The sequence below is a fragment of the Microvirga sp. HS2 genome (genome assembly GCF_055792805.1).
Genome location: NZ_JBVVAJ010000018.1, coordinates 24,910 through 48,952 on the forward strand (window position 1 = coordinate 24,910; position 24,043 = coordinate 48,952).

21 protein-coding genes are annotated in these 24,043 nt (G+C 63.2%); 10 read left to right on the forward strand and 11 right to left on the reverse strand.

What is annotated here, in order from left to right; all coding sequences use genetic code 11:
* Nucleotides 1–11: 11 nt before the first annotated feature.
* The gene (locus ACS5Q0_RS16055; protein WP_473127656.1) at nucleotides 12–203 is read left to right on the forward strand and encodes a hypothetical protein; all 192 of its coding nucleotides are present in this window, start codon (nucleotides 12–14) and stop codon (nucleotides 201–203) included.
* Between the two features lie 16 nt (nucleotides 204–219).
* Here ACS5Q0_RS16055 and ACS5Q0_RS16060 read toward each other — a convergent pair whose 3' ends face one another.
* The 6 genes from ACS5Q0_RS16060 to ACS5Q0_RS16085 form a co-directional block, all read right to left on the reverse strand.
* Entirely contained in the window at nucleotides 220–747 is a 528-nt protein-coding gene (locus tag ACS5Q0_RS16060; RefSeq protein WP_473127657.1) for an RNA pyrophosphohydrolase, read from the reverse strand.
* A complete protein-coding gene (locus tag ACS5Q0_RS16065; protein WP_473127658.1) occupies nucleotides 744–1,103 on the reverse strand; it encodes a GNAT family N-acetyltransferase in 360 nt (119 codons plus the stop codon). The genes ACS5Q0_RS16060 and ACS5Q0_RS16065 overlap by 4 nt, the downstream gene beginning before the upstream one ends.
* Nucleotides 1,104–1,216: 113 nt before the next feature.
* On the reverse strand, nucleotides 1,217–2,329 hold the full coding sequence (locus ACS5Q0_RS16070) for a M20 family metallopeptidase (RefSeq protein WP_473127659.1): 1,113 nt from the start codon (nucleotides 2,327–2,329) through the stop codon (nucleotides 1,217–1,219).
* 207 nt (nucleotides 2,330–2,536) lie between these two features.
* Nucleotides 2,537–3,064: a single-stranded DNA-binding protein gene (locus ACS5Q0_RS16075; RefSeq protein WP_473127660.1), complete on the reverse strand. Its 528-nt coding sequence runs from the start codon at nucleotides 3,062–3,064 to the stop codon at nucleotides 2,537–2,539.
* 174 nt (nucleotides 3,065–3,238) lie between these two features.
* A complete protein-coding gene (locus tag ACS5Q0_RS16080; protein ID WP_473127661.1) occupies nucleotides 3,239–4,693 on the reverse strand; it encodes a hypothetical protein in 1,455 nt (484 codons plus the stop codon).
* Between the two features lie 199 nt (nucleotides 4,694–4,892).
* Nucleotides 4,893–9,128, reverse strand: coding sequence for a hypothetical protein (locus ACS5Q0_RS16085; RefSeq protein ID WP_473127662.1), 4,236 nt, complete (start codon nucleotides 9,126–9,128; stop codon nucleotides 4,893–4,895).
* Nucleotides 9,129–9,419: 291 nt separating this feature from the next.
* Here ACS5Q0_RS16085 and uvrA point away from each other — a divergent pair, with 291 nt between their 5' ends.
* The gene (uvrA, locus tag ACS5Q0_RS16090) at nucleotides 9,420–12,389 is read left to right on the forward strand and encodes an excinuclease ABC subunit UvrA (protein WP_473127663.1); all 2,970 of its coding nucleotides are present in this window, start codon (nucleotides 9,420–9,422) and stop codon (nucleotides 12,387–12,389) included.
* Nucleotides 12,390–12,431: 42 nt separating this feature from the next.
* Here uvrA and ACS5Q0_RS16095 read toward each other — a convergent pair whose 3' ends face one another.
* Nucleotides 12,432–13,226, reverse strand: a complete 795-nt coding sequence (locus ACS5Q0_RS16095; RefSeq protein ID WP_473127664.1) for a bestrophin-like domain — start codon at nucleotides 13,224–13,226, stop codon at nucleotides 12,432–12,434.
* 216 nt (nucleotides 13,227–13,442) lie between these two features.
* Between ACS5Q0_RS16095 and ACS5Q0_RS16100 the strand changes: the two genes are divergently transcribed.
* Nucleotides 13,443–14,252, forward strand: a complete 810-nt coding sequence (locus tag ACS5Q0_RS16100; RefSeq protein WP_473127665.1) for a class I SAM-dependent methyltransferase — start codon at nucleotides 13,443–13,445, stop codon at nucleotides 14,250–14,252.
* Nucleotides 14,253–14,275: 23 nt separating this feature from the next.
* Here the strand turns inward: ACS5Q0_RS16100 and ACS5Q0_RS16105 are convergent, their stop codons facing one another.
* Nucleotides 14,276–15,421, reverse strand: coding sequence for a GGDEF domain-containing protein (locus tag ACS5Q0_RS16105; RefSeq protein ID WP_473127666.1), 1,146 nt, complete (start codon nucleotides 15,419–15,421; stop codon nucleotides 14,276–14,278).
* Between the two features lie 211 nt (nucleotides 15,422–15,632).
* On the opposite strand from ACS5Q0_RS16105, the gene ACS5Q0_RS16110 reads away from it, so the two are divergent.
* From ACS5Q0_RS16110 to ACS5Q0_RS16120, 3 genes are all read left to right on the forward strand, one after another.
* Nucleotides 15,633–16,184, forward strand: coding sequence for a DUF2231 domain-containing protein (locus tag ACS5Q0_RS16110; RefSeq protein ID WP_473127667.1), 552 nt, complete (start codon nucleotides 15,633–15,635; stop codon nucleotides 16,182–16,184).
* Nucleotides 16,185–16,237: 53 nt separating this feature from the next.
* Nucleotides 16,238–16,522 (forward strand): porin, encoded by a 285-nt coding sequence (locus ACS5Q0_RS16115; protein ID WP_473127668.1) that lies wholly within the window; start codon nucleotides 16,238–16,240, stop codon nucleotides 16,520–16,522.
* A gap of 136 nt (nucleotides 16,523–16,658) precedes the next feature.
* Nucleotides 16,659–17,078, forward strand: coding sequence for a four-helix bundle copper-binding protein (locus ACS5Q0_RS16120; RefSeq protein WP_473127669.1), 420 nt, complete (start codon nucleotides 16,659–16,661; stop codon nucleotides 17,076–17,078).
* A gap of 87 nt (nucleotides 17,079–17,165) precedes the next feature.
* On the opposite strand, the gene ACS5Q0_RS16125 is transcribed toward ACS5Q0_RS16120, so the two are convergent.
* Nucleotides 17,166–17,948 (reverse strand): hypothetical protein, encoded by a 783-nt coding sequence (locus ACS5Q0_RS16125; protein WP_473127670.1) that lies wholly within the window; start codon nucleotides 17,946–17,948, stop codon nucleotides 17,166–17,168.
* A 247-nt stretch (nucleotides 17,949–18,195) separates the two neighbouring features.
* Between ACS5Q0_RS16125 and ACS5Q0_RS16130 the strand changes: the two genes are divergently transcribed.
* From ACS5Q0_RS16130 to ACS5Q0_RS16140, 3 genes are all read left to right on the forward strand, one after another.
* Entirely contained in the window at nucleotides 18,196–19,080 is an 885-nt protein-coding gene (locus ACS5Q0_RS16130) for a calcium-binding protein (protein ID WP_473127671.1), read from the forward strand.
* 91 nt (nucleotides 19,081–19,171) lie between these two features.
* Complete coding sequence (locus ACS5Q0_RS16135; RefSeq protein WP_473127672.1) at nucleotides 19,172–20,290, forward strand: mechanosensitive ion channel family protein; 1,119 nt, start codon at nucleotides 19,172–19,174, stop codon at nucleotides 20,288–20,290.
* A gap of 150 nt (nucleotides 20,291–20,440) precedes the next feature.
* Entirely contained in the window at nucleotides 20,441–20,596 is a 156-nt protein-coding gene (locus ACS5Q0_RS16140) for a DUF1127 domain-containing protein (protein WP_473127673.1), read from the forward strand.
* 153 nt (nucleotides 20,597–20,749) lie between these two features.
* Here the strand turns inward: ACS5Q0_RS16140 and ACS5Q0_RS16145 are convergent, their stop codons facing one another.
* Nucleotides 20,750–21,508 carry a glucose 1-dehydrogenase gene (locus ACS5Q0_RS16145; RefSeq protein ID WP_473127674.1) on the reverse strand — a complete coding sequence of 253 codons (759 nt, stop codon included), beginning with the start codon at nucleotides 21,506–21,508 and terminating at the stop codon, nucleotides 20,750–20,752.
* A gap of 81 nt (nucleotides 21,509–21,589) precedes the next feature.
* Between ACS5Q0_RS16145 and trmFO the strand changes: the two genes are divergently transcribed.
* Nucleotides 21,590–23,008, forward strand: coding sequence for a methylenetetrahydrofolate--tRNA-(uracil(54)-C(5))-methyltransferase (FADH(2)-oxidizing) TrmFO (trmFO, locus tag ACS5Q0_RS16150; RefSeq protein WP_473127675.1), 1,419 nt, complete (start codon nucleotides 21,590–21,592; stop codon nucleotides 23,006–23,008).
* Between the two features lie 192 nt (nucleotides 23,009–23,200).
* On the opposite strand, the gene ACS5Q0_RS16155 is transcribed toward trmFO, so the two are convergent.
* Entirely contained in the window at nucleotides 23,201–24,043 is an 843-nt protein-coding gene (locus tag ACS5Q0_RS16155; protein ID WP_473127676.1) for a phytoene/squalene synthase family protein, read from the reverse strand.

The following is a 24,043-nucleotide window of genomic DNA, read 5'->3' on the forward strand; positions in this document are numbered from 1 at the left end:
AAGAAGAAGCCATGAAGAAAGCATCCGAATACCGCAAACATGCCGAGGAATGCCGCGTGCTGGCCAAGCAGGTTCCGGAAGGGCCGCAGCGCGACCAATTACTCGAGATGGCGCGTACCTGGGATGCCCTGGCCCAGGACCGGGATGCGCTGGTGCAGAAACATCCCGAGATCGCGCAGCCGGACAAGGAGAATGAGGATTGAGGCTCCGCCCCGAGCCTCAACCGTTTCGATCAGCGGGAGCAAGCGCAAAGGCTGCAAACGCCTCTGCTACATGCTCGTAAACCGCTCGCTTGAAGGGCACGACGAGGGCCGGCACGGCAGCAAGTTCGTGCCAGCGCCATTCGGCGAATTCCGGAACCGCATCGCCATGCGTCAGCGTCACGTCAATTTCGCTCTCGTCGCCTGAGAAGCGCAGGGCAAACCATTTCTGCTGCTGTCCCCGGTAGCGCGAGAGGCGATGGGGCGGGCCGTCATAGGGCGGAAAGTCGTAAGTCAGCCATGACGACGTCTCGCCCAGATAGACCGCGTTCGTGACATTCGTTTCTTCCTGCAATTCCCGCAAGGCCGCCGTCAGCGGATCCTCGTCGGCATCGATGCCGCCCTGCGGCATCTGCCACTCATGTCCAGGCACGATGATTTCGGGACCCGAACTCCAGAGACGCCGGGCCATCAGCACCTGCCCGCGGGTGTTGAACAGCGCTATGCCTACGTTGAGCCGGTAATTCGGCTCCGACCGCGCACTCATCGAGATGCCCCCTCGCCTGCATTCCTGATCAGGACATGAAGTTCCGGCTCCAGCACACCATGCTCGAGAACCGACCAGCCCAGCCTCTCATAATAGGCCCGGCGACGTTCGCGCGAGAGAAGATAAACGCGGGCAGCACCCATGCCGAAGGACAATTCCACCGCCCTATCGACGAGAGCCGCGCCGATGCCTTGCCGGCGGTCCTCAGGCTCGACCCATAAAGCCGCGATCCAGGGTGTATAGTGGGGGCGTTTCTCCTCGTCGCAGGCGATGATGGAGACGGTTCCCATGAACCGCCCGCCGTCATGCCCCACAAGGGTGGTGGGAACGGGACCCGCTCCCAAGCTCTGCCGCACGAGGCCCGTCAGCAGATCGGGCCGGTGCCCCTCGTCTTTCCAGAAGGCGCGCCAGACCCGATCCGCGACCGTATCCGCAAATCCCGGCCTGTCGCGCAGATCGCTGATCGCGATCAGCGCAGCGTCTCCAGCAGGCGCTTCACGAGTTCCCGACGCGGAGCGATGGAGGAGATCAGGCCATATTCGTGCAGGGTATGCGCTCCGTCGCCATCGATGCCGATGCCGTCGAGGGTCGGCACGCCCAGGGCCGCCGTGAAATTGCCGTCCGAGCCGCCGCCGACGCGCGGGGCAGAGACCAGATCGAATCCGATCTCGGCCGCGAGAGACTTCGCATGGTCGAACAACCGCGCTGTCCCTTCCGTGCGCTCGTAGGGCGGACGGTTCATGCCGCCGCTGACCGTGATCTTGAAATCAGGATGATGGGCTTTGAGCCCGAGGATCGCCCGCGTCAGCGCCTCGCCGTCCGCCACGGTTTCGACCCGCAGGTCCACGGGGAAGCTGCAATGCTGCGGGATCGTGTTCACCGCTGTTCCGCCGGACACCATGCCGACTGTCGTCGTGACGCCGCGGGCGTAATCGGTCATGGCCTCGATCGCGAGGATCTGGCGCGCCGCCTCGTAGACGGCGTTGCGACCGTCGGCGTGGCGCGAGCCCGCATGGGCCGGGCGGCCCTCAACACGCACGTCGAAGCGCCCGACGCCTTTGCGCGACGTGACAACCTTGCCGCCGTCCCGCCCCGGCTCCGTCACGAGGGCATAGGCCGAGCGGCGGGCGAAATCCTCGATGATCGGCCGCGTCATGGGAGAGCCGATTTCCTCGTCCGGCGTGACGAGATAGACCAGCGGACGGGTGGCCGTTCCCTTGCGGGCGACCTCCTTGAAGGCTTCCAGGCAGTACCAGGCGCTGGCCTTCATGTCGTAGACCCCGGGACCATAGAGCCGGTCCCCCTCGATCCGCAGCGGCAGATCCTTCTCGATGGTGCCGACCGGATGCACGGTGTCGAGATGCGAGAGGGTCAGGATGGCGGGCTCGTCCGTCTGCGGGCCGGCGCGCAGGATCAGCGCGTCGCCGAGGCCCTGCTCGCCCTGGATGCGCTCGATGGCGACCGGCGCGTCCTTCATCTGATCGACGACGAGATCCATCATCAGGTTCACGCCGGCGACGTCATGGGTCGGGCTCTCGGTGCGGATCCAGGTGAAGAGGGTGTCGAGGGCTGGGGAGGTCATGGCAGCTTCGCGTGGGTCAAAGGAAAAGGCGGCTCCAGGCCGCCTTTTCGTCTCTTTAGACCCCTCGCAGGGCGATGTCACGGCCAATCGACGAAAGCATCGGACATGGAAAGTGGCTATGCCCTCTTGGAATCCACCCAATGCCCCACTCTCCGGAAAAGCGCGTCGTCCTTTGCGACAAAGCGGGGCCGCCCTTCGCGCGATGCGCTAGAACGGAATATCGTCGTCGAGGTCGTTGTAGCGCGGCGCGCCGCCCCCACCCCCGCCCCCACCTGAGGCGGGCGCCGGACGGCGCTCCATGGGGGAGGAGCGGCCGAAATCGCCGCCACGGCTGATCTGGCCCGGCTCCTCGTCGCCATATTCCGACGCGCCGCCGCCGCCCGAACGCCCGTCCAGGATCGTCAGCTCGCCGCGGAAGCGCTGCAGCACCACCTCGGTGGTGTACTTCTCCTGGCCCGACTGGTCGGTCCATTTGCGGGTCTGGAGCTGGCCCTCGACATAGACCTTGGAGCCCTTCTTCAGATACTGCTCGGCCACGCGCGCCAGGTTCTCGTTGAAGATCACCACCGAGTGCCACTCGGTCTTTTCCTTGCGCTCGCCGGTGGCCTTGTCCTTCCAGGTTTCCGAGGTCGCCAGGCGCAGGTTCACCACCGGCTCGCCGTTGTTCAGCCGCCGCACCTCCGGGTCACGCCCCAGATTGCCCACCAAGATCACCTTGTTCACACTGCCTGCCATCGGGCACTCTCCTGTTCACGTGAGGCTGTTCTGGGGCCAAATGGATGCCAGGACAAGCCCAGGATCGACCTGTCCCCAGAATGCCCAGGCCTGATCCGAGGGAGCCTGATCTGCCGTACGGTCGTCCATCGGTCGATGAAGACGCGAAGCGACGATTGGAACTGCCGCCTCTCATCAGATGATGGTGAACTCCGCGTAGGTGAGCGCGGCCTTGTTGGTGAAATGAGCAATGAGCACCTGGGCGCCACCGCCCGATCCGTCCGCATCGTAATAGAGCTTGCCCGTCGAGCGGTCGTAGATCAGGTGATCGTTGGCATCCTTGGCGTGCGGGCCCACGACGAACTTGGAACTGCCCAAGCGGCCCGCTGGTCCGAGCTTCGCCATGTACTTGTTGTCGAGCTGGAAGCTGTCATAGGTTTTGTTGTAGTCGGTGATCTTGTCGTGGCGCGTGGAGCCCGGCCGGTCCCGGAACACGAAGGTGTCGTTCCCTGGGCCGCCGCTGATTACGTCCCGCCCGGTGCCACCGTCGAGCGTGTCGTTGCCGCCCTGGCCCCACAAGGTGTTGGCCGCGCTGTTCCCAGTGAATCTATCGGCCAAGGACGTGCCGATCAGCCCCTCGATGCCGATGAAGGCGTCACTGCCGTAGCCGGTATTCTGGGCAGCTTGGCTTCCCAGGTTCACCACGGCACCCACCGTAGGGGGGAACAAAAACGAGAATGGTGCGGGCACGATGAACGTCGCGACGTCGAAACCCGAGCCGCCATTGAAGACGTCGTCGCCTGAGCCGCCGAACAGAGTGTCATTGCCGATTCCGCCGATGAGCGTGTCCGCGCCCTCCCCGCCTGCCAGGAGATTGCCGGCATTGTTACCGATCAGCTGATTGCTTCCGTGCAGGACCATGACATTCTCGATGCTGATGAGCGTATCTGTCCCCTCTCCCGTGTCCTGAGGGCCGGAGATTCTCAAGTCGATGGTTCGGTTTCCCGTGAAATTGGCGAGGAACAAGGCCATGTCTTGGCCGCTGCCTCCGTCGAGCAGGTCGTCCCCGCTTTCTCCACCGAAGTAATCAGCTCCTGCCCCACCATAGGCTCGATCGCTATCATCGCCGAGAAGGATCAGAGTTTGGGCAACCCCATTGCGGCCATAATAGGTGTCGCTCCCGGCCTGAAGGGCGACAACACCGCCACGGATAGCTCCTTCATTGATGACGATGTCAGCGACGTTGGACCCCTTGATCGATGTTCCATTTTCGAAGGTCCCACCTTCGATGATCCCTTTGTTGACGAGGGTCAGGGCCCCAACCGCATCAATGCCTATATTGACGCCGGAAATCCTGCCGTCGTTCTGGACGACTTTCGATCCGGTGCCGGTGAGCAGGAGACCTGTCGTGCCAGAGACGGATCCGGTCGCCCCAACCCAGATCCTCGACGATCCTTCGGCATAAAGACCGAAGCCGGATGCGCTGATGACCGTACCAAAGATATCAAGGGTCGTGTTGTCGGCGGCGAAGATGGCGTCATCGGCCACAGTCGAAATTCTGCCGTCCCGGGTCACGAGCAAGGACTCGTTCGCCCCCACGATCTGGCCAGTGGTTATAAAGTTCCCGACAGTATGGGTATATGCGGTCATGATACGGTTCGCCTATCCTAACGTTCGGCGAAACGATATATACTTTACGAGGCCTTATTCAAGGCTGGAAGCCTGGCGTGCTCGATTCGAGCATCTGACTGCCCAGACCCCATAGTCGCATTTGAGTTCGATCTTCCAGGTCACTCGACGAGCCACGGCAGGGCTTTGGCCCCCTGCCGTGGCTCGCATGGATATGAGCTTAGACGACGAAGAAGTCCGCAGCAGTCAACTTGAGACCTTTTGCGAGCTTGGCGATCTCGATCGCCCTGCCCGCTCCCGATCCGTCGGCATCATAATAGAGCATGCCTTTCGCGCTGTCGTAGACCAGATAATCGTTCTTGTCCTTGGCCACGGAACTGATCGTGAAGAAGGCCTTGTTCAACTTGGCCGGATTCAGCGCGCTTCCGGCGCTTCCGAGCTTCCTGAACGCCGCATTGTCGAGCCAGATTCCGTCGTCCCTGACGTTGAAATCCGTGATCTGATCAAGGTTCGTAAGCTTGTTCGGTGCCGTGTCGAACACGAAGGTATCCTTGCCAGCACCTCCGGTGAGCACGTCCTTGCCAGCGCCACCATAGAGGGTATCGTCACCGCCACCGCCGCGCAGCACGTCATTGCCAACGGAGCCGAAGAAGGCCTCGTTGTTCCCTGTGCCGGTAAAGACGTCCGCCGAGAGCGTTCCCTGAACCTTGATGACGTCGTTCGCGGCCAGGTTCAGCGCTCCCAACGCGTTGAATTGGCTCAAGGAGAGAGCGATGCTGTTGTCGGACGCATCGATGCCGTCGATGCCCTGGTCATCCAGAGCTGCGATCTGCACGTCCGTGAGGCCAGCAAGAGCAGCCCCCGTGCCGGACAAGGTCACCGTATCGCCGGCGGCCAGTGCCAGGTTGCCAAGAGCATCGAGCTGAGCGACCGACAGCGTGAGCTGATTGTCCGAAGCATCCAGGACGTCCACGCCCTTGGCACTTAGGGCGGCGATCTGCACAGGCGTGAGAGCGGCGAGGGCGCCGCCTTCGCCGGACACGGTCACCACGTCCCCTGCGGAGAACTTCAGAGAGGCGGTAGCGGCAAGCGCCGCAGCCTGACCTGCATTCAAGGTCAAGGCATTGCCGCTCACGTCGATCATGTCGAGGTTCTTGCGGCCCAGCACGGTGATGTCGGTAGCGGAGAGCGTCACCAGTTCCGCGGCGGTCCCCTTCAAGGTCACGTCATCCGTTGCAAAAAGCCCCATATCGGTCGTCGCCAGAGCCTTGGCCTGCGCGATCGTCATTTCCCATTCGTCGTCGAGAACGTTGATCCTGTCCACACCTTGAATGTCCAGAGCCCTGATCTGTGCCTCCGTCAGCTCAACGAGCCACGCGCTCGTATCGAGCAGGGTCACCGAATCCTCCACCGCGAGCGGAACCGCGCCGAAGGCGCTCAGCTGCGCCGCGCTCAGAACCAGAACGTCGTTGGCGGCATCGACGGAATCGACCCCCAGGGCGACGAGCTGCGCGATCTTATCGGGCGAGAGGCCTCCAAGAACGGCACCGCGATCCCGCAGAGCGATGGTCCCGATGTTCGACAGATCAACCCCGGCCAGCGCATCGAGCTGCGCCACGGTTACGTAGAACGTTTCGTTCGTCGGGTTCGTGATGTTGATATGGTCGACGCCCTTGGCGCGGAGCGCAGAGATTTGAGCTCCCGTCAGAGTTTGCAGCTCCTCCAAAGTCACATTGAGCGAGACTTCGTCGGCAGCGGTCAGGATGATGGGCGTATCCGCCAGGGCTCGCGCCTGATCGACAGAGAGGTTGAAGATGTTGTTGCCCGTCGCATCGAGCGCCTTGACGCCCTTCTGGCCCAAGCGGGTGATCTCATCGGCGCTGAGGTTGTGGAGACTGTCTCCCGAAGCGGCCACGACCACGTCATCGCCCGCCATCAGCACGATATTCGTGGCAGCCAGGGCCTGCGCCTGGTCGACGGAGAGGTGGAGCGTGTCACTGGTCCCGGGAGCTGGATTGTGGACCACATCGATCACATCGACGCCCTTCTGGCCCAGCCTATCGATCTGCGTGACTGTAAACAGTTCCAGAGCGCTGGCTGTATCGGCCACAACCACCCGATCCTCAGCGGTCAGGATGATGTTCGTACCGGCCAAAGTAGCGGCCTGTTCAACACCGAGGGTGAGAGTGCTGACCCCATTCGCATCAGGGAGCACATCAATCACGTCGAAGCCCTTCTGGCCCAGCGCGGTGATCTGACTCGTCGTGAGGGTGCGCAGCGCATCCGCCGTATCGGACACAAACGCCATATCATCGTCGCTCAAGGCAATCTGCGTCGTAGCCAGCTTGTTGGCCGCTGCGACCGTCAGGCTCCAGGCATTGCCAGTCGATTCGATCCGGGTGACGTGCTTGTCGGCCAAATGCTGGATCGCGTTTTCGTCGAGCGTGCGCAGCGCATCCGCAGCGTCCAGCAAGATCACCGTGTCGTCGTCAGCGAAGCCGACGGTGCCCAGGGCATTGAACTGCGCCATATTCAGGGCGAGAGCGTTGTTGTCCGCATCAATGACATTAACCCCCTTGGCGGCAAAGGCCTCAAACTGCGTGGGGGTCAAAGCGGCAAAGGCATCTCCGGAAGCCGTGACCTTGATGCCGTTGACCGCTGACAGAGTGATCCCGCCCAGGGCGTTGAACTGTTCCAAGGTCAGCGCGAGGGGATTAACCGGACTGCCAGAGTGGAAGGTATCGACGCCCATGGCTGCGAGCGCGCCGATCTGGGCGGCCGACAGAAACTGGAAATTGACGCCATCGTCGGAGACAACGATGGTGTCGCCTGCACTCAAGCTGAGGCCCGTACCGGCCAGAGCGCCGGCCTGTTCGACACCGAGGGTGAGTGCATCGTCAACGGCGTCGATTGCTGTGATGCCGATGCCCTCCAATGCGGCGATCTGGCCAGGCAAGAGGTCATCCAGAGTGGTTCCCCAATCGACCAGCGCAACCGAATCATTATCGGCGAATGCGATGTGCGCCTCAATCATGGCGACCGCTCGATCGACCGAGATGGCCATGAGGTTTTCGTCCACATCGATCACCTTGACGCCCAGGGTGCCAAGATTCCCAATAGTCTCCGCCGTGAGAAAGTTACCGAGCGATGACGACACGCTACCGACCAGGGTCACCGTGTCGTCGCCGCTCAATGCGATCGTCGTGGCAAGCAGGGCGTCAGCCTGCGCAATCGAGAGGCTGAAGGCGTTCTCGGGCGAGCAGTCGATGACATCGAGGCCCTTGGCGTTGAGCGCAGCGATCTGATCCGGCGTCAGGCTTTCCAAATGGAGCTTCGTATCGATCAGTTTGACCGCATCATCCGCTGCGAATGTGATGGATGTCTCGGCCAGGGCCGCAGCCTGCTCGACGGTCAAGTTCAGCTTGTTGTCCGTGGCATCGATCTTATCGAAGCCGTTCCTGTTCAGCGCGGAGATCTGAACCGGCGTGAGATTTTTCAGGTTATCGCTCAACCCAGTCAGGCTTACCACATCGTCATTTGCGAACACGATATTGGTTGGAGCCAGGGCCGAAGCCTGATCGAGCGACAGGCTGAGGCTGCCCTCGTTCGCGTCGATACGGTTGATGCCCTTCGCGTGGAGCTGCCCGATCTGACCCGTCGTGAGGTTTTGTAATGTATCCGCCGGCCCCCGCAGGGTCTTGACATCGGTGAAGCTCCCGATGTCGAGGGTTCCCAGGGCATTGAACTGCGCCAGGGACAAAACCAGGTCGCCATTGGATGCAAAAATGACGTCAATGCCCTTGGCTCTAAACTGATCGAAGTGGCCGGTCCCGAATGCGGCGATCTCCTGTGAGGAAGCCTCCAGTCGGTTCGTGTCGGCGTCCGTCAGGCGGATCGTCCCAAGAGAGTTGAAGCGCGCCAGATTGAAGATGTTCTCATCAGTGGTGGAATCGAGGAAAGCGACGCCTTTGGCCGACAGCGCGTCGAGTGTGCCAGCCCCAAGACCCTTGAGCTCGTCCGCGGTGCCGCTGATGGTGACGACATTGGTGCCGCTCAATGCGATGCCTGTTGAGGCCAGGGCGATGGCCTGCGCGACCGATAAGGTTAGGCCGGTCTCGGAACAGACGATCGCAAGGAGTCCCTTCTCCGCCAGGCTGAGAATCTGCGTTGGCGTGAGATTTTGCAGGTCCGCGTTGGTACCGCTCACGGTTATCGTGTCGCCAGGGGTGAAGATGATGTTGGTGGGAGCAAAAGCAGCAGCCTGTGCGACCGAGAGGCTGAGAACACCGGCACCCGCATCCACATCGATCTGGTCGACGTTGTGCAGGCCCATTTGAGTGATTTGAGCAGGCGAAAGAACGCGGAATTCGTCCGCAGAGCCCTGAATGATAATATCCTCCGCGTCATTGAAGGCAGACGGGCGGGCAAGATAGGTGGCGAGGGCCACAGTTGTCATGATTTTGCTCCTGGTGGGATCAGTCAACGTAACTAAATAACTATTGTTTTGTCAATGTTATTGCATTTCAGTAGAGAGAAGCCCGTCGCGGATTTTTCCGACCTCACTTCGCTCCGGAACCAGAGCCTCGGGTCGCCGACACTGGGCTTTGGCTGACAGTTGCCCAACGTACCCTTTTTGTTCTAAATTCCTGCCGGAATCATCCGTCGCATTGCATCGGCGGGGGAGACGTCACATATCCCGGAGCCGGCCGCTCATGGCCGTTTTCCCCTTTGAAGGCCGCTTATAGCCATGGCTAAACTCGACGAGCTGTTCAACCGCGCCAAGGCGGGAGACCCGAATGCGCGCGTGATCTGCGTGCGCGGCGCGCGGGAGCACAACCTCAAGAACGTCGACCTGATGGTGCCCCGCGACCAGCTCGTGGTGTTCACCGGCCTGTCCGGCTCGGGCAAGTCGTCGCTGGCCTTCGACACCATCTATGCCGAGGGGCAGCGGCGCTATGTGGAGTCGCTCTCGGCTTACGCCCGCCAGTTCCTGGAGATGATGCAGAAGCCCGATGTCGATCAGATCGACGGCCTCTCGCCCGCCATCTCCATCGAGCAGAAGACCACCTCGAAAAACCCGCGCTCGACGGTCGGCACGGTGACCGAGATCTACGACTACATGCGTCTGCTCTGGGCGCGCGTCGGCATTCCCTATTCCCCGGCCACGGGCCTTCCCATCGAGAGCCAGACGGTGAGCCAGATGGTGGACCGGGTCCTGGAGCTTCCGGAGAAGACGAGGCTCTACCTGCTGGCCCCCGTGGTGCGCGGCCGCAAGGGCGAATACCGCAAGGAAATCGCGGAGTTCCAGAAGAAGGGCTTCCAGCGCCTTAAAGTAGACGGCGAATACTACGCCATCGACGAGGCCCCTGCCCTCGACAAGAAGTTCAAGCACGACATCGACGTGGTGGTGGACCGCATCGTGGTGCGCGCCGACATCGCGGCGCGTCTGGCGGATTCCTTCGAGACGGCCCTCGAACTCACGGATGGCATCGCCATCGTCGAATATGCGGACGAGAAGGACGAGAAGGGACAGCCGAAGCGCATCGTCTTCTCCTCCAAGTTCGCCTGCCCGGTCTCCGGCTTCACGATTCCCGAGATCGAGCCGCGCCTGTTCTCGTTCAACAACCCCTTCGGCGCCTGCCCCACCTGCGGCGGCATCGGCCACGAGATGCGCATCGATCCTGCCCTGGTGGTGGACGAGGCGCTCTCGCTCAAGCGCGGCGCGGTCATGCCCTGGGCGAAGTCGACCTCCCCCTATTACGGCCAGACTCTGGAGGCGATCACCAAGCACTACAAGGCCTCTATGACGAAGCCCTGGGCCGATTTACCGGAGAAGGTCCGCGACGTGATCCTCTACGGCTCGGACGGCGAAGCCATCCGCATGGCCTATGACGACGGGCTTCGCGCCTATGAGGTCAAGAAGCCCTTCGAGGGCGTGATCCCGAACCTGGAACGCCGCTACAAGGAAACCGAGAGCGACTGGGCCCGCGAGGAGATCGGCCGCTTCATGAGCGAGACGCCGTGCGAGTCCTGCGGCGGCAAGCGCCTCAAGCCCGAAGCCCTGGCGGTGAAGATCGCGGGCTCGGACATCGGCGACGCGACGGCGCTGTCCGTGAAGGACGCCCATGAGTGGTTCGGCGGCCTGTCGAAGAAGCTGAACAAGAAGCAGAACGAGATTGCCGGTCGGATCCTGAAGGAGATCCGCGACCGCCTGACCTTCCTGGTCGATGTGGGCCTGGAGTACCTCACGCTCGCCCGCTCCTCCGGCACTCTCTCCGGCGGCGAGAGCCAGCGCATCCGCCTGGCCTCCCAGATCGGCTCCGGCCTGACGGGGGTCCTCTACGTGCTCGACGAGCCCTCCATCGGCCTCCACCAGCGCGACAACGACCGCCTGCTCATGACGCTCAAGCGCCTGCGCGATCTCGGCAACACCGTGATCGTGGTGGAGCATGACGAGGATGCGATCCTGCAGGCCGATTACGTGTTCGACGTCGGCCCCGGCGCGGGCATCCATGGTGGCAAGATCGTCGCCGAGGGCACGCCAGACGAGATCATGAAGAGCGCAAAGTCGCTCACCGGCAAGTACCTGACGGGCGAGATGTCCGTGAAGGTGCCGGCGCAGCGCCGCAAGCGCGATCCGAAGCGCATGCTCAAGGTGGTCGGCGCGAAGGGCAACAACCTCAAGAACGTGACGGCGAACATTCCGCTCGGCACCTTCACCTGCATCACCGGCGTGTCCGGAGGCGGCAAGTCCACCCTCGTCATCGACACGCTCTACAAGGCGGTGGCGCGCAAGCTCAACGGCGCGCTGGAGCACCCGGCTTCCCATGAGCGTATCGAGGGCCTCGAGCATCTCGACAAGGTCATCGACATCGACCAGTCGCCCATCGGCCGCACGCCGCGCTCGAACCCGGCGACTTATGTGGGCGCCTTCACGCCGATCCGCGAATGGTTCGCCGGCCTCCCCGAGGCCAAGGCGCGCGGCTACCAGGCGGGCCGCTTCTCGTTCAACGTGAAGGGCGGCCGCTGCGAGGCCTGCACCGGCGACGGCGTCATCAAGATCGAGATGCACTTCCTGCCCGACGTCTACGTCACCTGCGACGTATGCAAGGGCAAGCGTTACGACCGCGAGACGCTGGAGGTGAAATATCGCGACAAGTCCATCGCGGACGTGCTCGACATGACGGTGGAGGAGGCCCGCGACCTGTTCAAGGCCGTGCCGTCGATCCGCGAGAAGATGCAGACGCTCGCCCGCGTCGGCCTCGATTACGTGCATGTGGGCCAGCAGGCCACCACGCTGTCGGGCGGCGAGGCCCAACGCGTGAAGCTCTCGAAGGAGCTGTCGAAGCGCGCCACCGGCCGCACACTCTACATCCTCGACGAGCCCACCACGGGCCTGCACTTCCACGACGTCGCCAAGCTCCTCGAGGTGCTGCATGAACTGGTGGACCAAGGCAACACCGTGGTGGTGATCGAGCACAATCTCGAAGTCATCAAGACCGCGGACTGGGTCATCGACATGGGGCCCGAAGGCGGAAGCGGCGGCGGCCAGATCGTCGCCGAGGGCACGCCCGAGGACATCGCCGCATCGAAGGCAAGCCATACCGGCCGCTTCCTCAAGGAGGTGCTGGAACGAAGGCCCCTGAAGAAGGAAGCCTCGGGAAAGGACTCCGGCAAGAAGCCCAAGAAGGTGACACGACAGGAAGCTGCGGAGTAGCCGGCTCCCGCATCCTCTCGAACATCGAGCCAATCGGCTGCATCAAGGCGTCGAGGTCACCTTCGACGCCTTGAGTTCGTCTTCGAGCACGGCCTCATAGGGCGCGGTGTCGATGGTGGCCGGGCCCGCATAGGGATGGCTCAAAGCAAGGATGAAATAGAGCGCAAGTCCCGTATAGGCTCCGTAGATGGAGAGAATGGCGATGTGGGTCGCAGATGCGGGAAAGACCAGGAAGAAGCCTGCGATGATGCCGAAACCCGCCACGGCCATCCACCAGAACAGGCTGGGCAGGCCGCGATGAAGAAGCGCCAGCCGCGCCTTCCGGTGATCCTGGAGATTATCCAGGTTCATGATCATGCGGCTCCGCAGTGACTGCTCCCGGAGGGTGTCCGCCTTCAGGTTGAGGATGCTGATGTCGAGGTCGTTGTAGGCGCGCGCCGCCACCTTGCTGCCCTGAGGGCGTGCGTCGGCCCGCCACTCGTGCTCCAGAACGGCCCTGACATAGGCCGCGAGCTGGCTTCGGAGAGTGTCTATCTCCGGCCCATCCCATTGGTTGAGCTGAAGCGCCACATGCTCGATTGTGGTGATCTCTTTCGAGACCTCCTGCTGCAGGTTGGTGTGGGTCGATTGCGCCTCTGCGAAGACGAGCGCCAGGATGAGGCCATGGATCGTGCCGATCCGAACGGCGACGGTTTCCGCCACATCGTGCGCCGATGGCGACAGCTCATTGCGGATGCGCCTACCGACGATGGCAAGCGGGAGCGCCGATGCGGTGACGGCGATCAGCATCGCAAGGGTCGCTCCCAGCCAGGACGGCAACAGCAAAATAGCCGTCATGCTTGCCTCCAGGCCCGAGCCCGCCGCGCCCTCGCCGACCCTTCATGCGCACAGGTCAACACACCGGTGTTCACGACGCCATGGCTTTTCCGGCGTAGCCGCCGGGCACTTGCTCCCTGCCTGGACGTGCCCCGCAACCTTGGCCCTCCCCTTTTGAGACCATTGCCCGCTCCCGCCGTGAGACGGATGATGGCACCGTTTCCGGTGGAGGAGACCATGAGCGCGACCGACACGGCTTTCGCCGGCTCGATCCCGGCCCTTTACGAACACTATCTCGGATCGCTTGTCTTCCAACCCTACGCAGAGGATCTCGCATGGCGGCTGAGGGATCTCGCCTCGGGCAGGATTCTGGAAACGGCGGCGGGAACCGGCATCGTGACCCGCGCCCTGGCCGATGCTCTTCCACCCCACGTCGAGATCGTTGCGACCGACCTCAATCAGGCGATGCTCGATCTTGCTCAGACCAAGCTCCAGGTGCCGAACGTGACATGGCGCCAGATGAATGCCCAGGCACTCCCCTTCGAGGACAGCTCCTTCGATGCCGTGGTGTGCCAGTTCGGCGCGATGTTCTTCCCCGACAAGTCAGCCGCCTTCCGCGAAGCCTTGCGTGTCCTCAAGCCCGGCGGGCGCTACCTGTTCAATGTCTGGGGCAGGCTGGAAGCGAACCCGGTGAGTAAGATCGTTTCCGACGAGGCCATTGCAATGTTCCCGGAGGACCCGCCGCGCTTCTTCGAACGGATACCCTTCGGTTATTTCGACGAGGATCGCATCCGGAGCGACCTCCAGCGAGCAGGCTTCGGCACCATCGCCGTCGAGACCGTCGACAGGACCAGCTATGCCCCGTCAGCCAGCGATGCTGCCATGGGGCTCACGCAAGGAACGCCGCTTCGCGGGGAACTCGAGGCCCGCGCTCCCGGACGCCTCGACGAGATCACGGAAAGAGCGGCGCAGGCCATTGCCGCGCGCTACGGCAATGGGACCGTCGAAAATCGCATGAGGGCGCTCGTCGTGACAGCGCAGCGCTGAGCTTCGGGATGAGACCGGTCGGTCTACTGAGCCGCCTTTTGCGGAGCCGCTGACATCACAACGTCCCGGCCGTGATCCTTCGCCTGATAGAGCGCGAGATCAGCCTCGTGAAGAAGCGCCTCAAGAGCGGCTTCGGTGGATGCGGAACACCCGACGCTGACGGTGGCCCTAGCGTGTGGGCCGAGCATGGCCTTTCCCGCCAGAGCGAAGTCAGTCCTGATGGCCTCGGCAAGAGCCTTGGCACTCTTCATATCCATCGGCAGGATTGCTGCGAACTCCTCACCCCCAAGTCGTCCGAAGGATTGCGGGGGAAGATGCCTGGCCATGATCTCCGCGAAGAGTCGCAAGACATTGTCGCCCACGTCATGACCGAAGCCGTCATTGATGCTCTTGAAGTTGTCGAGGTCGAAAACGAGGCCGCTGACGGGCTTGCCCTGCCTGCCTTCTATCAGCTGGGCTGCGCTCTGCATGAACCCGCGACGGTTCGGGATTTCGGTGAGGGGATCGATCAAAGCAGCCCGTTTGTAGCCCAGCTCCACGCGTTCCTTGGCCATCGACAGGAAAATGAAGGCCAGCGTCGGCGTGAAGACCACGAGGAACAGGGCCATCTCGGAGGACCAGCGATGGGCCAGGGCATCGAACCAGGGGACCGATGTCAGCGAGATCCCGGGCCAGGTTCGGATGATGTTGAACATCGCCAGGAGGATCAGGAGAACAACCGCGATCCGCTGGGAGGCGAGCGGCTGCTTGGCATGCCGCCAGAGTTCCCAGGCGCTGAGCAGGGAATAGACGCCGGTCGCCAAGCAAACCAGGATCAGCCGGAGGTCCTGCCTTTCATAGATGAAGGGGAAAGCCGCGATCCACAGTACGACGCCGGACAGGATCGGCGCAGGGAACCCCCTTCGGTCGTTGAAGATCCGGCAGCCGGCGTAAAGCGCCACATAGGACAGAAGCCCGAGGGCATTGCCCACCAGGAGCGCCGGGTAGGAATTGAGCGGCCGGCCCAGGCTCGCGACCGCGAAGCCGCTTGCGATCAGGCAAAAAGCCGCTCCCCACGGCAGCAGAGCGCGGACCCTCCGGTTGAGGGTCCAGGCGAACACCAGCAAGGCACCGAGAACCAGCGCCAGCAGGATGAAAGCAGCATTGAGGGTAACGGGATCCAGGGTCATCGAAGCAGCGGCAAGGATTCAGCTTGTCTATGGCAGCAGTAAAGGAGTCCCTGCACACCCCCTACCCTAGGTAATCATTACTCGTGCTATGTTCGATTAACCTTCGGATGTCCAGTCCCCAATACGTTGTATGATCGCCGCGTGCACCAGGCACAGGAACGAAGCCTTGGCCGCAGCATTCTTCTTCATATTGTATCCAAGGGAGTGCCACATGGCCCGCTATCATCGTTACGGGGTGGAAAGCACGGCAGCGATCGCCGGTCACCCCCTCCATCATATGCTGGTCGCCTTCCCCATTGCCTTTCTCATAGGCGCTCTCGGCACCGACATTGCATTCGTGAGCACCGGGGATCCGTTCTGGGCTCAGGCCTCCTATTGGCTGCTGATCGCGGGTGTCGTCATGGCGCTGGTCGCAGCCATTCCCGGCCTGATCGATTTCGCGACGATCGATCGCGTCCGCAATCTCTGGATCTCCTGGGCCCATATGATCGCGAACGTGGCTGTCGTGGGCCTCGCTCTCGTGAATGTGGGCGTTCGCCTGGGCGATCCGGCTGCCGGCGTCCAGGGATGGGGCCTCTGGCTCTCGAGCGTGCAGACTCTGCTGCTGCTCTTCAGCGGCTGGCTCGGCGGAGAAATGGCCTACCGCTACCGCATCGGCGCAATCGAGGACGACAGTCCGAAAGCCGAACAGTTCCATGTCGAGGTCGACCGCGCCGGCGTCGCCGGGGCCTCGGACCGAAGGACCGGCACCGGTTCGCTCTGAGTTCCGGGCGGCGATATTTGCTTTCGGGCTTCCAGGAGCTAGACTGCAGGCCCATGAAATACGTCGCTCTCCTCGTATCGGCAACCCTGCTGGCCTACGGCAGCTCCGCCAGGGCAGCCTCGCCCTGCCCTCCCGGTTTTGCCCAGCTTCAGGATGCGTCCACCTGCGTGCGCATCGGCGGCCGGGTGCGGGCCGAGACGATCGTCCGCTCGTCCCGCGGCCGTGTGTCCGACACCGTAACGAACCAGGCTGGCGGCCGCGTTCAGATGGATGTCAGGAAGCAGACCGAGTACGGCCCCGCGCGGGCCTTCATCAGCGTCGAAGGCATCCGGCGCTGAGGCGCCGGTCTCCGGAACGGCAGCTCCCCTCACGCTGGAACCATGCCGCCGATCCTCTGTTGGTCCCCAAGCTCGCAGGCCGAGGGCTTTCGCCGAGCTTCTCATGGGAACAACCGCAACAGCAGAGGAGATCGTCATGCACGCTCGCGAGATGATCAGTACGCATCCGCATGTCAAAGGAAACACCAACGACGCCCTTGTCCGCTGTATCGAGGAATGCTTCGACTGCGCGCAGACCTGCACGTCCTGTGCCGATGCCTGCCTCGGCGAGCAGATGGTCGCCCAGCTCACGCAATGCATCCGCCTCAACATGGATTGCGCGGATATCTGCATGGCAACCGGAACCGTCGCCACGCGGCGGACCGGCTCCAACGAGGACGTCATCCGCCATATGCTGAACGCATGCATGGCCGCGTGCCGCCTGTGCGGCGACGAATGCGAGCGACATGCCAAGCAGCACGAGCACTGCCGTGTCTGCGCCGAAGCATGCCGCCGCTGCGAGCAGGCCTGCCAGCAGGCTCTCAGCAGCATGGGAGGCATGGGCGCCCACCACTGATCTCATTCGGGCAGCGGCATCTGTCGATTGCTCATGCAAAGGGGCCGGAAACCGGCCCCTTTGTCCTATATGCGGAACGCACAGGTTTTACTGTGCCGTCGAGCTACCGCTCTGGGACGATGAGCCGGCCGGCAGCTTCTTCGTGGACGTCGTGGCGTTGCTCCGGTCCGACGTGTTGCCGCTCGACGTGCTGCGGGTCGAGACCGAACCTGTCGTCGACGGCGAGCGCGTGGTGTTCACGTCCGTGGAGGTGCGGGTCGCGTTGCGACGCTGCTCGACGGAGACACCGACCGCCGGTGCCTCATGGCGGGTACGGACCGTCGTGCGGCGGCTCACGGACACGCTCGGCTCGTTCACTTCCTCATAGCGGCGCACGGTGCGGCGACGAACCTCCACCGGCTCATCCACCACGTGATAGCGCCGCTTCTTCACCGCGACCTTCTTCGTGTTTTTCTTCTTCAGCACCACCTTCTTGGTGGAAGGCTTCTTCTTGATCACCGTATGACGGACCTCGGTGTCCGGCTCTTCGATGGTGGTCACGCTGCGGCGGCGATGAACGGTGACACTCGGCTCATCGACCTCACGCACGGTGCGCGAGCGAACCGAAACGCCTGTGCGCTCGCGGCTCTCCACGCCAACGCCGACGCGGGCGCCGCCCTGCTCGCGGGTCGACACACTGGATCGCGAGGTCGTGCTCTCGCCGTGCCGGACGCTGCCGCTCGCCTGCTCCCCGCCCGATTGCTGCTTGTTGGGCACCGTCATCCGGGCATCGGACGTCGAGGACGAAGAGGTGTTCGAATTCGTTGTCGTCTGCGCGTAAGCCGTGCTGCTCAACAGCAGAAGAGCCGCGCCAAGGGCGATTTTCTTCATCTATTCATCTCCACTTAACTATAATGTGGAGTGAGAACGCATACCGCAAATTCCTGTTCCACCGCCTCAGAGTAACGAAACATATCAATACTCGATGCTCTTTATGAATACCCGTTCATCTTGCAACTTGAGAGCGCCATTTACGCAGTATTAACGCTGCCAAATCTTCTCAGAGACTATGCAGCTTAAATTCAGATTCGGGCCTGTAGAGTCACGCTACTGAGTTACCAAGCAGGAATGTGCCGCCATGGCGATTTTTCAAGCGTTCAATACGGCCGGAATCGGCTTCAATATGTCCGGCACCACCCCTTCCGGTTGGTCCTTCGTCAGCGCCAGTCCGTATATAGAAACCGTCAACATCTACGACGACGGCAACCTCGCTGTATTCGACGTGAATGGCAGCTCTCTCATCGACCGCTACTCGGCCTGGTATTGGAGCAACGGCTACGACGTGATCATCGACGACCTGCTCTACGAGAACTACGGCCAAGCCGTGCTCTCGATCAAGGATCTCGATCTCCACACCACGGTGGACGATCTGAACAGCTACGACTGGTACGTCGCGCTCAACCGGGGCAACGACACGTTCTACGGCAACGACTATGCGGACGTGATCCGTGGCGGCAACGGCAACGATGTCGTCTATTCCTATGGCGGCGCGGACATCGTCTTCGGCGATGCCGGTAGCGACAGGCTCTACGGCCTCAGCGGAGACGACGATCTCTACGGCGGCGCGGGCCGCGACTATCTGAGCGGCGGCTCTGGCAGCGACTATCTCAGCGGCGGCCTCGACATCGACACTCTGGCCGGCGGCTCCGGAAACGATTACTTCGTCTTCGACGCGACACCCTCGCGGACGAATGTCGACACGATCACGGACTTCGACCCGCGCTACGATACGATCATGCTCGACAACAGGATCTTCACGAGGGTCGGGCCCGATGGCTGGCTCTCATCCGCTGCGTTCCGGGTCGGCAGCGCCGCGGCCGATTCCACGGACCGCTTGATCTACAACAAGAGCACCGGCGCCGTTCTCTACGATCCCGACGGCATCGGCGGCGCAGCGGCTATCAAGTTCGCGCAGCTGAAGGCTGGGCTCGCCATCACGAAAGCCGATTTCTACGTGCTCTAGGTCTCTGCGTGGCCCGCAGGATCTCAGCCCCCGGCCTGACCGGGGGCTTTTCTTTTGGGGAACACCTGCCCCGGCCTGACGTTGCGCTCCCATGCACGACATCCTGCTGACTCTCACCAACGCTCTCGAGCGATGGCAGAACCTGTGGCCGAGCTGGCTGGTCAACATCACTTTCCTCGCCGTCGCAGCCCTTCTGCTCTTCTTCCTCCACTCGCTCCTCTTCAATGCGCTGCGCCTGGCATTGAGAGGGAGGCTGGCGGAATTTGGACGCAAGCTGCTGCACAGAATCGGCCCGCCGACCCGGCTCGGCCTTCTCGTGCTGGGCCTCGGCCTCGTGGTGCAGATCCTGCCGAGGCGCGGGCCCAACTACGATCTGTTCGAGCGGGTTCTTCTCTTCGGCTTCATCATCTTCCTGGGCTGGAGCGCGATCGCGATCGTGAACACGGCCTCGGAGATCTATCTCCGCCGGGCCTTGAGAGGCTCCGAGGACAGCGTCCTGAGCCGCAAGCTCCTCACCCAGGTGCGCCTGCTGCGCCGGACGATCGTGTTCGGGCTGGGCTTTCTCACCTTTTCCGCGATGCTCATGACGATCCCGTCCGTGCGGCAATACGGCGTCAGCCTCTTCGCCTCGGCAGGCGTCGCGGGCCTGGCCGTGGGTCTGGCGGCCCGTCCGGTGCTCTCGAACCTCATCGCCGGCGTCCAGCTCGCCATCGCCCAGCCGATCCGGCTCGGGGACGAGGTGCTGCTCGAAGGCGAGTTCGGCACCGTGGAGGAGATCCAGACCACCTACGTGGTCATCCGCCTCTGGGACTGGCGACGCATGGTCGTGCCCCTCTCCTACTTCATGGAGAAACCGTTCCAGAACTGGACCCGGCAATCGAGCTCGATCCTCGGATCCGTCTTCTGGTATGTGGACTATGCCACGCCCATCGACGAAGTGCGGGCCAAATTCCTGGAAATCCTGGAGGAATCCAAGCTATGGGACCGTCAGGTCGGGGTTCTGCACGTCACCGACGCGAAGGAGGCGACCCTCGAGATCAGGGGCCTCATGAGCGCGGGCTCCTCGGGGGCCTCCTCGGATCTTCGCAATGAGGTCCGGGAGAAGCTCATTGCCTGGCTGCTGGAGACCTATCCCCAGGCGCTCCCCCGCACGCGGACGGAGTTCGTCACGCCCGGGCCGGAGGCCATAGCGGAGCGCTGGCCCCATTAACGGAGCCTTAAAGCGGTATGCTACTAAAGCATAACTGATCTACATTATTACCACTCCTCTTTTGCGGCGCACAGGTCTATATGCTGCATTGCACACGCAAGAACAAAGGCCCGCCGGTCACAGGGGCCGGCAAACTGACAGGAGTTCCCAATGTTCGTGTCCTACATCCTCGCTAAAGTCCGCGCTTACATGCGTTACCGCGAAACCGTCCGTGAGCTCTCCCTGCTTTCGGACCGCGAGCTCGACGATCTCGGCATCTCCCGCTTCCAGATCGACAGCATCGCCCGCGAGCACGCTGCCGCGTAAAAAAATCGCTGCACTGCACCAAGAGTTTCACGCCCGCTACAAGCGGGCGTTTTCTTTTGGATCAGTCTTGTGCCAGCCATTCGCTCTGCTTCGTCATCCTCGGCCTTGAGCCGGCCATGACGAGAAAGCATGCGGAGAGGCGGCGCCATCCGACTAGCGTCCGCCCGAGACCGGCAGATTGGCTCCGGTGATGTACGACGCTGCATCGGACATCAGGAACAGCACGGCCTCTGCCACTTCCTCCGGCTCCCCGATCCGCTGCATGGGAATGAAGGGCATCAGACGCTCCAGGCGCCCGATATCCTGGGTGCTGCGCTCGTGGATGTCCGTGCGGGTCATGCCCGGCGAAACGGCATTCACGCGGACGCCGTCGAGCGCCAGTTCCCGGGCGAGCCCGATCGTCAGGGAATCGATTGCGCCCTTCGAGGCGGCATACCAGACATATTCTCCAGGGCTCCCAAGCCTGGCGGCGGCCGACGAGATATTGACGATGGAGCCCCCTTGGCCGCCCCTCCGGGTCGAGAGCCGCCGCGCCGCCTCGCGGGCCACGAACAAAGCCCCGGTGACATTGATGTCGATGCAGCTGCGCAGGACATCGGCGGGGGTGTCCTCCAGGCGGCCGGACTTGCCGGTGATGCCCGCATTGTTCACCACATGGGAGAGACGGCCCAGCCCGGCCTCGGCCTCGCCGACCATGCGGATGACGTCCGCCTCCACGGCCACGTCGCCCTGGCAGGCCAAGGCCTTGGCGCCGGAAGCGCGACAGGCCGCGAGCACGGCCTCCGCGGCCTCGCGCTCGGACCGGTAAGTGATCGCCACATCGTAGCCGCGAGCGGCTGCCATCTGCGCCACGGAGGCCCCTATGCCCCGGCTGCCGCCTGTAATAAAGACCACGGGCCGTTTGGATGGCATGGCGCGAACCTTTTCGAAAACACTGGCTCAGCTTGACCAGGGCTCCCATGGGAGTCAACAAGGCCAGCCTGGAGAATGACCATGAGCAAGATCGAACCCATTCACGTCATCGGCGGCGGCCTCGCCGGTTCGGAAGCCACCTGGCAGATCGCGCAGGCCGGCGTCCCTGTCATCCTCCACGAGATGCGCCCGGTGCGCGGCACCGACGCGCACAAGACGCAAGGCCTGGCCGAGCTCGTCTGCTCCAATTCCTTCCGCTCGGACGACGCGGAGACGAACGCCGTCGGCCTGCTGCACCAGGAAATGCGCACCCTCGGCTCCCTCATCATGGCGAAGGGTGATGCCAATCAGGTGCCCGCGGGCGGCGCGCTGGCGGTGGACCGGGACGGCTTCTCCGATGCGGTGACGGCGGCCCTCGAAGCTCATCCGCTCGTCACGATCGAGCGTGGCGAGATCTCGGGGATTCCGCCGGAGGATTGGTCTTCCGTCATTATCGCCACCGGCCCCCTCACCTCGCCTTCCCTGGCCGAGGCGATCCTCGGCCTCACGGGCGAGACGTCGCTCGCCTTTTTCGATGCCATCGCGCCGATCGTCTATCGCGAGTCGATCAACATGGACATCGCCTGGTTCCAGTCCCGCTATGACAAGGTCGGCCCGGGCGGAACCGGCAAGGACTACATCAACTGCCCCATGACCCGGGAGCAGTACGAAGCCTTCGTGGATGCGCTGCTGGAAGGCGACAAGACCGAGTTCAAGGAATGGGAGGCCAACACCCCCTATTTCGACGGCTGCCTGCCGATCGAGGTCATGGCCGAGCGCGGCCGCGAGACCCTGCGGCACGGCCCCATGAAGCCCGTCGGCCTCACCGATCCGCACAACCCCGACCGGAAGCCCTATGCCGTGGTGCAGCTGCGCCAGGACAACGCGCTCGGCACCCTGTTCAACATGGTGGGCTTCCAGACCAAGCTGAAATACGGCGCGCAGACCGGCATCTTCCGCATGATCCCCGGCCTGGAGAACGCCGAATTCGCGCGGCTCGGCGGCATCCACCGCAACACCTATCTCAATTCGCCCAAGCTCCTCGATCCGACCCTGCGCCTGAAGGCGATGCCGCGCCTGCGCTTCGCGGGCCAGATCACCGGCTGCGAGGGCTATGTGGAAAGCGCGGCGGTGGGCCTCATGACGGGCCGCTTCGCCGCCGCCGAGCGGCTCGGCCATCCGATCCAACCCCTGCCGCACACCACGGCTCTCGGCGCCCTGATCAACCACATCACCGGCGGCCATATCGAGACCATCGACGAGGGTCCGCGCTCCTTCCAGCCGATGAACGTAAATTTCGGCCTGTTCCCGCCCCTCGACCGCGCGCCGAAGGCGGAGGACGGCAAGCGTCTGCGCGGCTCGGCCAAGACCATCGCGAAGAAGAAGATGCTCACCGACCGCGCCCGCGACGATCTCGCGGCGTGGCTGTCCGCCGCCAACATGCCCGCTGCGGCGGAGTGAGCTGCGGCGGAGTGATCTGCTCTTCCCGAGGCTGATGCCTTTCACCCCTCGTCATGGCCGTCCCCGGACTCGGTCCGGGGATCAGATCCGGCCATCCACGTCTTTCCGGCGCCGCGATGCGCAATAGCGCGAATCACCGGCACACGGCCGGTGAAGACGGTAACGGGGAATGGCGGAGAGAAGGACGTCCCCTCAGAACGGCCCGCGCCAGAGCGCCCAGATCTTCCGCCATTGCGGGAGCTCGACGGGTGTGTGGAGCGGGTCGTAATCCCGCTTCTCCATCGCCTTCAGATAAGGCTCGACCAGCGCGAGTGGGCGAAAGGCCGGTTCGGCCGCCGGCGGAATCGTCGTGCGCAGCGTTCTCGCCTGTTCGAGGTGGCGGCGGGCGATGGCGCGCATGTCGGCCAGCGCTCCCTTCAGGCCCGGCCCGCCGCGTCCGCTGACGACGTCGTCCCGCACCACCCCATGCCGCGCCAGGATATCGACGGGCATGTAGAGCTGCCCCTGCCGGGCGTGGATCGGAAAGGCGCGCAGGAGGCCGGTGATGGCATAGGCCACGCCCGCATGGCCTGCGGCGTCCGCCGTGCCGGGGTCCTTGCCATCGGACAGGACGATGCTGGAGAGCTGGATCAGGCTCGACGAAGTCTCGCCGCTATAGCCTTCGAGGTCGTTCACGCTCGGCATGGGATCGTCGTAGAGATCGAACATGCGGGCTTCGATCAGGTCCACGAGGGATTGCCGGGGCAGCCGGAATTTGACGATCGTGTCGTCGAGCGCCGCGGCGACGGGATTGGCGCGCACGTCGCCCCTCGCCTCGCCCTGCAGCGCGTCGCGCCACCATTGCAGGCGGATTTCGCCGAGCATCGGCTCGCGCACGGATTCCCGCACGCGCGCGATCTCGAAATTGAAGGCGTAAAGGGCGTGGAGATAGGACCGCTTCTCTTCGGGCGCGAGGAGGCTCGCCCAATAGCGGTCGGGATCGGCCTCGCGGACGAGCGCCTCGCAATGGGCGAAATTGGCTTGCGGATCGGCCAT

Excerpts from the sequence above, each read along its gene's own strand:
- ACS5Q0_RS16130 (WP_473127671.1), top strand. The coding sequence starts at position 18,196 with ATGGCGATTTTTCAAGCGTTCAATACGGCCGGAATCGGCTTCAATATG.
- ACS5Q0_RS16155 (WP_473127676.1), bottom strand. The coding sequence starts at position 24,043 with ATGGCCGATCCGCAAGCCAATTTCGCCCATTGCGAGGCGCTCGTCCGC.
- ACS5Q0_RS16105 (WP_473127666.1), bottom strand. The coding sequence starts at position 15,421 with ATGACCCTGGATCCCGTTACCCTCAATGCTGCTTTCATCCTGCTGGCG.
- uvrA (WP_473127663.1), top strand. The coding sequence starts at position 9,420 with ATGGCTAAACTCGACGAGCTGTTCAACCGCGCCAAGGCGGGAGACCCG.
- ACS5Q0_RS16115 (WP_473127668.1), top strand. The coding sequence starts at position 16,238 with ATGAAATACGTCGCTCTCCTCGTATCGGCAACCCTGCTGGCCTACGGC.
- ACS5Q0_RS16075 (WP_473127660.1), bottom strand. The coding sequence starts at position 3,064 with ATGGCAGGCAGTGTGAACAAGGTGATCTTGGTGGGCAATCTGGGGCGT.
- ACS5Q0_RS16055 (WP_473127656.1), top strand. The coding sequence starts at position 12 with ATGAAGAAAGCATCCGAATACCGCAAACATGCCGAGGAATGCCGCGTG.
- ACS5Q0_RS16070 (WP_473127659.1), bottom strand. The coding sequence starts at position 2,329 with ATGACCTCCCCAGCCCTCGACACCCTCTTCACCTGGATCCGCACCGAG.
- ACS5Q0_RS16095 (WP_473127664.1), bottom strand. The coding sequence starts at position 13,226 with ATGACGGCTATTTTGCTGTTGCCGTCCTGGCTGGGAGCGACCCTTGCG.
- ACS5Q0_RS16080 (WP_473127661.1), bottom strand. The coding sequence starts at position 4,693 with ATGACCGCATATACCCATACTGTCGGGAACTTTATAACCACTGGCCAG.
- ACS5Q0_RS16135 (WP_473127672.1), top strand. The coding sequence starts at position 19,172 with ATGCACGACATCCTGCTGACTCTCACCAACGCTCTCGAGCGATGGCAG.
- ACS5Q0_RS16085 (WP_473127662.1), bottom strand. The coding sequence starts at position 9,128 with ATGACAACTGTGGCCCTCGCCACCTATCTTGCCCGCCCGTCTGCCTTC.
- ACS5Q0_RS16100 (WP_473127665.1), top strand. The coding sequence starts at position 13,443 with ATGAGCGCGACCGACACGGCTTTCGCCGGCTCGATCCCGGCCCTTTAC.
- ACS5Q0_RS16120 (WP_473127669.1), top strand. The coding sequence starts at position 16,659 with ATGCACGCTCGCGAGATGATCAGTACGCATCCGCATGTCAAAGGAAAC.
- trmFO (WP_473127675.1), top strand. The coding sequence starts at position 21,590 with ATGAGCAAGATCGAACCCATTCACGTCATCGGCGGCGGCCTCGCCGGT.
- ACS5Q0_RS16060 (WP_473127657.1), bottom strand. The coding sequence starts at position 747 with ATGAGTGCGCGGTCGGAGCCGAATTACCGGCTCAACGTAGGCATAGCG.
- ACS5Q0_RS16145 (WP_473127674.1), bottom strand. The coding sequence starts at position 21,508 with ATGCCATCCAAACGGCCCGTGGTCTTTATTACAGGCGGCAGCCGGGGC.
- ACS5Q0_RS16125 (WP_473127670.1), bottom strand. The coding sequence starts at position 17,948 with ATGAAGAAAATCGCCCTTGGCGCGGCTCTTCTGCTGTTGAGCAGCACG.
- ACS5Q0_RS16140 (WP_473127673.1), top strand. The coding sequence starts at position 20,441 with ATGTTCGTGTCCTACATCCTCGCTAAAGTCCGCGCTTACATGCGTTAC.
- ACS5Q0_RS16110 (WP_473127667.1), top strand. The coding sequence starts at position 15,633 with ATGGCCCGCTATCATCGTTACGGGGTGGAAAGCACGGCAGCGATCGCC.